Origin of the sequence: Salinispora pacifica DSM 45544, assembly GCF_000378845.1 — a bacterium.
Classification (GTDB): Bacteria; Actinomycetota; Actinomycetes; order Mycobacteriales; family Micromonosporaceae; genus Micromonospora; species Micromonospora pacifica.
Map to the genome: position 1 here is coordinate 3413020 of NZ_KB905359.1, position 9224 is coordinate 3422243.

Genomic DNA, 9224 nt, shown 5'->3' on the forward strand with positions numbered 1-9224 from the left:
GGCGGCGGCCCGCCGCCACACCGGGCGGGAGGAGCCCTCTTCGGGCACGATGTCAGGCATCTGTCAGTCTCTCGTCTTGCTCGTCGGCGTACGCCTCGGTCAGCCACGCGGAGTCGTCGAGGTCGTCCCACTCGGACGTGTCCGCGTCGCCGCTGTCCGGCCGGATCACGGGTACGTAGTCGTCGCCGGGTGGCAGCTGCGCATCGGGCGTGTCCTCGCCCCAACTGTCGTGCTCGTCGCGCAGAAGATCGGCGGCGTCGGGTCGGTCGATCGGTTCCCGTTCATCGGTCGGCGCGGACCGGCGTGCGGGGTGTACACCGGGATACGGCCGGGGGCCAGCCACCGTCCCCGACGCCCCGACATCCGGCCCGGCGGCCTCAACCCGACGGGCGTGGCGGGTCGCCGCGGTCCCGGTGCCGACGGACGCACCGACCACTGCCACCGGCGTGCTCGGTTCCCGATCGGCGGTGGCCTCGGGTACGAGACCCGGGGGCGCATCATCGGCAGTCGCCGCGGTGGGGGCGGTACTTCCGTCAGCGGTAGCTGAACCGCCGTCGGGTTCGGCGTCCGCCGGGGGTGCCGCAGCCCTGCGGTGCTGGTGGGGCGAGTCCGGAACGCCGGCCACCAGCGAGATGTCCTGCTGCGACCCCGGCCTGTCCAGGGCGTCCGCGGCCGGGGCCTCGAGGAACGGCACGCCGGCCGCGGGGAAGCCCGTCGGCAGGTTCACGGCCGTTGGCGGCGCGACGGGTTCCGGGGACTCTGGCCCTTCCTCCGGGGGCGTCAGCGCCGCGTCGACCGGCGTGGCCCGCGAGGTCCCCGGATACCTCGAGGCATCGCCGGCCGGGGCTCGCCCCGGGCTCGGCAGCACGCCGGGGACCGGTATCGGTGGCTCGGGGGAACCCTGGCTCACCGGCGGCACGGCCACCTCGGTGATCGGGGGAGCGGCTGGGGTCAGGCCGACGCCACCGGCGGACGCGCCGTCCGGCGCATCCGGCCCCGTACCGTCGGGTGTCGATGGTTGCCAGTTGGTGTCGTCTGCCGCGGCCAGCATGGATGCACCCGGATGATCAGGGGTGTTGGTGTCACCGGGGGAGGCCACGCTACCGGGCATGCCCGGCAGAATCGGCGTGTTGGTGGCCGTTCCGCCGGCGGACGCCACGTCCCACAGTGGGTTGGTAGAGCCTCCGTTCTGCTGCGGGATGTGGAGCCCCGCGCCACCCGCTGCCGTGCCGTGCGGAGCTCCCAGCGCGCCGATATCGCCGACGCCGGAGGGCTCCCACGCGTCCGTACCGCCTTCGATCAGTCCGTTGGCGTCGGGCTTCTCCGGTCCGCCGGGGCCGCCGGCGGAGCCTGGTGTGCCGCCTGGTCCTGGCATGCCGGGCATCATCGGTGTGCCGGGCACGGTGGGTGTGGTGGCGTCGGGGGTTGCGGGCGGTGTCGTGTCGTCTGGGCCGGTGCCTGGTGTTGTGTCGTTCAGGCCGGCGCCACCTGGTGAGGTGCCGTCGGGTGAGCCTGGTAGGTCCACGCCGGTGAAGGCTGGTGGTTGCCAGTCGTCGGGTGGGCCTTGGATCAGTCCGTTGGCGTCGGGCTTCTCCGGTCCACCGGCACCGCCGGCCCCTGGAACCCCACCCGCTCCCGGCATCATCGGCGTGCCCGGCATCATCGGCGCGGTGGGGGCGTCGCCCGTCCCGCCGGCGCCGAGTGGTGGCGCGGTCGGAAGGGGGACGTCGCTGTCGGCGCCCAATGGTGGCGCGGTCGGTAGCGGGACGTCGCTGTCGGCGCCGGGCATCGTCGTGTCACCTGGTGGGTTTGGCAGGGGTACATCTCCGGCACCCCCACCGGTCCAATCGTCTTGGTCGCCGTCGACCAGATCACCGGCGCTCGGCGGTGGCGGGATGCCGGGCGTGCCACTGCCACTGCCACCGCCACCGCCGGGGCCCGGGACAGGGGCCGGGGCGAATGTCCCCGGCGGGGGTGGCACGCCGAGACCCTCGCCAGCGTCGATGCCCGGCACGCTCGGCGCCTGCGGATTCGATGAGCCGGTGTCCCCGGGCCCTCCACTGCCGTTACCTGGCCCGGGAAGAGGCGGGACGATGGGCGGCACCACCTGGTCACCGGCGCCCCCGCCGCTCGGGCTGTCCAGGCCGGGCAGGCCACCAAGAGTCGGGTCCTCCAGGCCTGGACCGCCGTTGAAGAGGGAGGGGCCGTCCCCTGGCGGCGTCAGCTCGGGTGGCGGGATTTCGCCCGGCGGCGTCACACCGAGCGGCGGGATCTCGCCCGGCGGGGTCAGCTCGGGTGACGGGATCTCGCCCGGCGGTGGCACCTCGGGTGACGGGATCTCGCCCGGCGGGGTCAGCTCGGGTGGCGGGATTTCGCCCGGCGGCGGCATCTCCGGCGGGGGCGGCATCTCCGGCGGGGGCGGCATCTCCGGCGGGGGCGGCACGTCCGGCGTGTTGGGCTTCGGTTCTCCGTCGCCATCGGGCGGGATGACCGAGCTGTAGGTGAAGTCGTACTGGGTCGCTAGCGTGTCAACAACCTGAAGCATCTGCTCGGTCATCGGCTGCTCGAACTTGGTGCCGCTGATGGCCACCATGTCGTGGTCATTGCTGCCGACACCGTTCTGCGCAGCGATTGTCGCCCAGGATCGGTCGAGGTACTTCATGGTGCTCTGTGCCCAGGCGAAGTAGTTCGCGCTCTTGTAGAGCTGGTTAGGGACGGAGTTGACACCACCGGTGCCGTCGCCGCCGACGATCCGCTCCGCCTGCGCGCCGATGTAGTCGGCAAAATAGGTCATCTTTGCCAGGAAGGCATCGGCCGCCTCGCCCTGCCACGCCCGATCCTCTCCGGCGATGGCCTGAGACTGGTTCCGCACGAACTGTTCCAGCCAGTTCAGGGTGTCGTAGGCATGCTGGAAGGCTACGCCGGCATCCATCACCGACTGAGGACTGACCAGGCGCGCGGCCAACGCTTCTCCATCAGCTGTGGCGATAGCCGCCCCACCGTTGACCGCGGCGAGTAGCTTGCGCCACCCTCGCTCCTCCTGAGCCCACGTGCGGTAGTCGTAGAGGTCACTCGTGTTGATGGTGGGCGGGACGAACGTCGCCTCCTCCTCGGCGACATGCGACCACTCGTCTTTCTCTTCCGGCATGCCCTGACCTCTCTACCGAACGTGCTACGAACGCCGTGACGACCGGAACCGGGCCTACTCCCGTCGATCAATTGCCGGACGTGGTACCGCTGTCCTGGCCGTGGTCGCCGACGACACCGATCTTGCTCCAGGCACCACCCATCGCCTCCCCGAGTTCGTCGGCGGTCATTTCGTTGAACTCCTCGCTGGTGTCGTATCCCCGCACCATCTGGCGTAGGCCCGCTTTGACCTCCCACAATGCCTGGTGCACAGAGAGCATCAGATTCATGGTGTCGCCGCGTAGACCCGGACTCTCCGAGCTGCTGCCATCGATCAGTTGCCGCATCAGCTCGGCCTTGGCGAATCCGCCGGGGCGCATCTGCACCTCGCCGAGCAGTGTGCGTGCGTCGAACAGGATTCCGGTGCCGTCTCCGGCGATCTGGTCAATCTGGTCCGCGAAGAATTCCAGCGCCTCGGTGCTTACGCTGAGTTGTTGGTTCGGGTTGTCGCCACCAGCCCACTCACCGGTCTCCGGTGGTGTGAATCCCGGCGGAGGCTGCTCGACGTACTGATGATCCGGGTCGTACTCATCTGGACTGACGTTGTCGGTGTCGGTGACAGTGGAATTGTGCTCCTCGGCCACCTCGTCCCAGTTGTCGACCACTTCTGCCTGATACCAGTCCCAGGCAGCCAACTCCTCGTCGGTGTAGTCGTCGCGGTCGAAACCGTTTCTTCCCCCGAATCGACCCACAGTCGTAAAAGTATTGATGTCGGTTCTGATTTTTTCTATTACCGACCTGGTCCAGCCGGGGGGGTGGCTGTTCTCCTCATCGTATTCGTCCAGCACGCCGGTCGCGTCAACCGCCTGCGTGTTCGGGTAGCTCCAGTCGATGCCCATCGGATCCATTCCGTTCGGTCGTGTCGTGGTGCCGCGCCCGCGCTCCGAGTGGGCTAGGCGCGGCGCGTGAGCCAGACGAGCGCACTGGGCTGCTGGTCGACCAGGAGCCGGCTACCGCGGCACAGAGACGCGGCAGCCGGCGGACGAGGTCAGCCTCCGCGGACGTCATTCCAGATCTGCGCATGACGTTGCTCGGTCGTGCCGTAGTTGTCCGAGATCTGCAGCAGCGTACGGCGGGCCTGCTCCAGATACGCGGTCATCTGACCGGCCGACTGATTCCAGACCGCCTTGGACACGTGGTACTGGGCCTGAGCGGCACCAGTCCACTGGGCGAGGCTGGCCTCCACGGTTTGCTCCATCTGCTCCAGTGCCGACCGAATCCGCACGTTGATCTGGTTCATGTCGTGCAGCACGGCATCAGCCTGCCGGAAGTCAAATGTATAGTTGGACATTGTGGACCTTCCTAAGAAATGACCGCCACGCAGGCGAGTAGCTACGACCTCCATGCCGGCGGTTCGTGGACGACCTGGGGGCTACGGGCTCGACGCAACCAGCGGCAAAGAGCTCACACGCCTGGAAGCGCCGCGCCGAACGAGCTGGCCGTGCTGCTCGCGGTGTCCTCTGCCTGGAGGTAACCCGTGGTGGTTGTGCCCATCACGTCGAGCATCTTGATCAGTTCGTTGATGACCCGCTGAAACGCGGCCTCCCAGCTGTCCATCGCCTGGTTGAACCCGGCTGAGGCCTGCCCGGTCCAGGATCCCTGCAGGATGGCCATCTGTCCATTAACGGCCTGCAGCGAACCAGTGAACTCGGTAGCCTTGTCGGAGAATTCTTGGGCAGCACGTCGCATGCCCTCTTCGGTCGTACTGACTCTCGGCATCGTCACAGCCGTACTCCTCACGTCGAGTCGTTGGCACGGATGAGTCTTAGCGGCCGAACCCGCCGTAGGACACGCCCGGGCAACACGCATGTCCGAATGTCTTCGAATGCTTGCACGGCTTCGCACAGATCCGGATGTGAGGACGACCATCCAGGGTATATCGGGAAGACCTGTTGCACGTCCGTACCAAGTGGCACGTGTGGGCTTCCACTGGCGGCGATCCACGATCTGTACTGAGTGGTGATGTGGAGGGAGGCGCCGGAGATGAACATCAGCGAGCGGATCGAGGGCCTCTTCGAGGAGTACCAACGGCAGCGCAACAGTCTTACCGAACTACAGCACAGGATGCGTGAGCTCACGGCCACCGCTACCTCACCCCGACGTGAGGTCAGCGTCACCGTCGGTCAGAGCGGCGTCGTTACTGATATCCGGTTCCTGACGTCGGCGTACAAACGGCTGACCCCAGCTGACCTCACCGAAGTGATCATGGCTACCTACGCTGAGGCCAAGGAGAGCGTCATGCTGCAGGCTGAGGCGGTGCTCGCGCCGATGCTGCCCGACGGCGTTGACGCCCGCTCGCTGGTGCGTGGCACCGCCGGCACGGATGCCTTTCTACCGCCCGAGCCGCGAATGACGACCAGCGTTCGAGAGATCCTCGGCATGGGACGGCAGCGCCAATGAACAGTCCCGCCGGCCGGCTCTGGGTCGACCCCGAAGGCGTCGTACTGGTCGGCGACGGGTACGCCGAGCACGCCGCGTTGTATCAGAATTACCTAAACGATCTCGACGCGATGCGCAGTCGATACGCCAACAGCTGGGGCAACGACGAGATGGGCGTCCAGTTCTCCCAGGCGTTCCTGGGTGGCATGGACAACATCGAGGGTGTGATTGGCGGGGTAAAGGGTCGTTTGGCGTTCGCCGGGGAGGGGTTGCGGGAAAACGGGCGGCTCTACGGTGTGGTTGATGACGAGGCGCAGGAAGCCAGCCATTCGATGAGGCAAGATTTCGATTCACACCTTTCCCTGGCGTATGCGGAGGAGGGGGTGGCGGGTTCGGGGGAGGGGTTCGCGAAGCCGCTGTTTCCGTCGGTTGTTCGTGCGACGCGTCCGGAGGAGGGGGTGGCGGGTTCGGGGGAGGGGTTCGCGAAGCCGCTGTTTCCGTCGGTTGTTCGTGCGACGCGTCCGGAGGAGGGGGTGCCAGGTCCGGGGGAGGAGATCGCGGAACCGCCGCTGCAACCGGTCTTTGTCCGCGCCACGAATCCGGATACGTCGGTGTCCCTGGCGAGTTCGCCGTACCTGGTGGTGCCGGACAGCATGTCGGTCCTGGTTGATGGTGAGCCGTTGCCGGAGGGCTCCCGGCTAGTGGCGTTTCGCCCCTTTCCGGACGGCGGTGTGCGGGTTGATGTCAACCTTTACGACTCGATCATGCCGGTGGATGATGCCTTGATTACTGACGGAGACGGACAGGTGCTGGATTCGGGGGGCGGGCGTTTCTTTGTCGTTGTGGAAAACCCGGATGCCGATCCGACGGAGCCCGACTACCAGCCGTTGGTTCTCAGCTACCCGGACAATGGGTATTCACTGGATCGTTGAATCGTTAGCGCGGGCTGCTGGTCATGCCTGACTTTCATATTCCGAATGACCCTGAGTGGCAGTGGGCCTATGACGCCATCCTCTATACCACCGGCGGTGAATTCCCCGAGGCTAATCCCACGGCACTACGTGCCATGGGGGATGAGCTCTACGCCTTCACCAACAACCTGCTGAACGGGACCGCGGCGACGTCCAACCTGGGCAACGGGCTCTCCGCATATCTGGACGGACCCGCCGCGGACGCGTTCAACCAGTTCCGGGGCGGCATCGCGAACGACGTCCCGACCGCCGGGAATATCTCGTGGGCCCTCGGGAACGCGGCTTACGAGTTTGCCCTGGATTCGGAATCCACTCAATACAATATCGTCATCGCCGCGTTCACCCAGGTGGTTGAGATCGCCTTCGCCATCGCCTCTGGTTTCGGCGCGGCGGCCGTGCCCGCACTGATAAAAATTGGGCAGGAGATTGTAAAGACCCTGATCGATTTTCTTCGTATGCGGCTGCAGAACCAGCTGCTGAGGCTGGTCTGGGAAGGCATCGAGGAAGGGCTCGAGGAGCTCTGGCAGGGCATGGCCGCCCAGCTCACGCAAATGGCCGAGGGCAACCGTAAAGGTTTCGACTACCAGGACCTTGCCCTTGCTTTCGCGGGCGGACTCTTCATCGGCATGGGCGTCTCCGGCATGCATGCGATCGGCGGAAAGCTCTACCCGAAGATCAACAAGAACACCTACACCCGCGAGACGTTGTCCGCACTTGCGGAAACCCTCTTCGAGGGCCTGTTCAACATGATGGTCGGGGGCGGCTTCAACCCATTTGCCACGATGACCTCGTCGATCATCGGCGGTCTCGCACACCAATACGCACACGATTTCGGCAATCAATTCAACGTTGACCCGAACAACCTGCCTAACCGCCCACCGCCCGACTCCAAAAAGGGCTCAAACGAGGGCGGTCCGCCCGCGACTTCGGTTGCGGGCCCTCCACCACCCGCGTACCACGACATTGGCGACAGCCCTCCGTCGTACGACCAGGCTGCCGGTAGTCCCCCACCGCACAGCGAGACGCAGGGAGATCCCCCTCCCTACAACGAAGCCACCGGCCCTTCGAACGCCGCGACGGGCGCACCACCCTCCGTCGGCAACCCCCCGGTTCCTGGCAACCCCGTCACAAACGGTAGTCACACCACCCAACCTTCGGACGCCGAACGCGATGGCGCCCTGACCCCAGCCACCGCTCCGGCATTCGCCAATCGACCCGATCTCAGCACCGTCGACGCCCCAGCTCCCAACCGTTCAGTCGCGCCTGCTCCTGGCACTGCCTCGGCATCGGCCGGCGCACTCCGACCCGGTATCGCAGGCGTAAACCAGCTCGGACCCGCAAGCGGTCAGGTGCCCGCACAAACCACAGGCTCAGCCGGCTCGGTCGCCGCGCATCCTGCCGCGACTCCCGCCGCGCCCCCTCCAGCCACATCGCCGGCGGAGGACGTCGCACCCATCGCGGTGCCTGCTGGCGCCAGCGCTACCTTGCCCGCGAATGTCGGTGGCCTACCCGGCTTCGAATCCACGAGCCCCGCGGCATCTACCCCCACCGACCCAACAGCCCCGGCCGTCTTCGAAACGACGGCACCCACGTCAACCCAGACAGCGGATGCTGCTGCTTCGCCTGCGGCAGACCCGGCTGGACAGGCGCCCACGGTTGTGACGCCAGTGACGGCGGTTCCAGCCGTCGAGGTGCCTCGCACCGGAGGCCCCGGCGCCGAGTCCCCGGTGGTTCCGACACCAACGGGCCAGTCGCCGGCTCCTCAGCCACTTACCACACAGTCGCCCGGTCAACAGACATCCAGCGGGTCAATACCGAATGCCCAGGAAGACAATACGCCGCTCTCATCCGCGTCTCCGCCCCCACAAATCACCAATCCGCTCGCTCCCGCACCGGCCACGATCGAGCAGGGTTCGACTGTGCCTGGCCCTGCTGTCGAGCAGGCGTTGGCGTCGGAGAGTGGGGTCGCGGGCCAGGCCCTTGACACGCAGCAGAACCTGGTGACGAGCAACCCGCACCACGTACCCATGACGACTACCACTACCCAACCCTCCCCCACCAGCGGGACCGTGCAGTCACCACTGTCGAGTGATGGCCCGCCTCGTAGCGACTCCACGCGCGACACCACGACACGTACTGAGGGCGCAGGGGATCGCGATTCACGTTCCCAGGCGGATGGTCCACGGAGGGCCAGTGGTCAGCACGATCCGGTAGTGACTGTGTCACCGACCGTTGAGGTCGCACCAGCTACCAGCCGCGGACATACCGATATCGTCGACATACCATCGGGTTCGTCAACCGATCCTGGCGCCGAAGACGGCCCGAGGACCACAGCCGCTTCGATCGGTCCGACAGCCGATGACACGAAGCCCTCGCCGGTCACCCCGCAAGCCGGACCCACGATCCCCACCCCGCAGGGTGCTCCCGATGCTGTGCTGCGCACTGAACCGGCTGCCGCTTCGACCTCCAACCCGGAGGCTACGGCACCGACATCGCCATCCGCGCCGGTGCCAGCCAATGAGTCGGATCAGGGTCAGTCCACGACCGAAAGCTACGATGGTCTTGCGCTGGGCGGCACGGGCAGCCAGGGGGCGGTTCCCGGGTCAGCGTCTGCCCTACTTGCTGATGTTGTACCTCGTGATCAGTGGTGGCGGCTATATCTCGATCCAAGGCACCATGCCGCAGCGC

6 protein-coding genes and 1 pseudogene are annotated in these 9224 nt (G+C 66.7%); 3 read left to right on the top strand and 4 right to left on the bottom strand.

Translation table 11 applies throughout. The annotated features are described in order from the left end of the window. Positions 1 to 52 precede the first annotated feature (52 nt). From SALPAC3_RS28815 to SALPAC3_RS0115585, 4 genes are all read right to left on the bottom strand, one after another. Entirely contained in the window at positions 53 to 3148 is a 3096-nt protein-coding gene (locus SALPAC3_RS28815) for a hypothetical protein (RefSeq protein WP_232430510.1), read from the bottom strand. A gap of 67 nt (positions 3149 to 3215) precedes the next feature. Continuing rightward, positions 3216 to 4034 (bottom strand): hypothetical protein, encoded by an 819-nt coding sequence (locus SALPAC3_RS0115575; RefSeq protein WP_018222141.1) that lies wholly within the window; start codon positions 4032 to 4034, stop codon positions 3216 to 3218. A 140-nt stretch (positions 4035 to 4174) separates the two neighbouring features. Then, the gene (locus SALPAC3_RS0115580; protein WP_012184807.1) at positions 4175 to 4477 is read right to left on the bottom strand and encodes a WXG100 family type VII secretion target; all 303 of its coding nucleotides are present in this window, start codon (positions 4475 to 4477) and stop codon (positions 4175 to 4177) included. A 113-nt stretch (positions 4478 to 4590) separates the two neighbouring features. After that, positions 4591 to 4911 carry a WXG100 family type VII secretion target gene (locus tag SALPAC3_RS0115585; RefSeq protein ID WP_012184806.1) on the bottom strand — a complete coding sequence of 107 codons (321 nt, stop codon included), beginning with the start codon at positions 4909 to 4911 and terminating at the stop codon, positions 4591 to 4593. A 258-nt stretch (positions 4912 to 5169) separates the two neighbouring features. Here SALPAC3_RS0115585 and SALPAC3_RS0115590 point away from each other — a divergent pair, with 258 nt between their 5' ends. The 3 genes and pseudogenes from SALPAC3_RS0115590 to SALPAC3_RS28390 form a co-directional block, all read left to right on the top strand. Then, entirely contained in the window at positions 5170 to 5586 is a 417-nt protein-coding gene (locus SALPAC3_RS0115590) for a YbaB/EbfC family nucleoid-associated protein (RefSeq protein ID WP_018222144.1), read from the top strand. Continuing rightward, positions 5583 to 6497 (top strand): hypothetical protein, encoded by a 915-nt coding sequence (locus SALPAC3_RS0115595; RefSeq protein WP_018222145.1) that lies wholly within the window; start codon positions 5583 to 5585, stop codon positions 6495 to 6497. The genes SALPAC3_RS0115590 and SALPAC3_RS0115595 overlap by 4 nt, the downstream gene beginning before the upstream one ends. A gap of 23 nt (positions 6498 to 6520) precedes the next feature. Next, positions 6521 to 9224 (top strand): annotated as a pseudogene (locus SALPAC3_RS28390) (hypothetical protein); the annotation flags it as partial.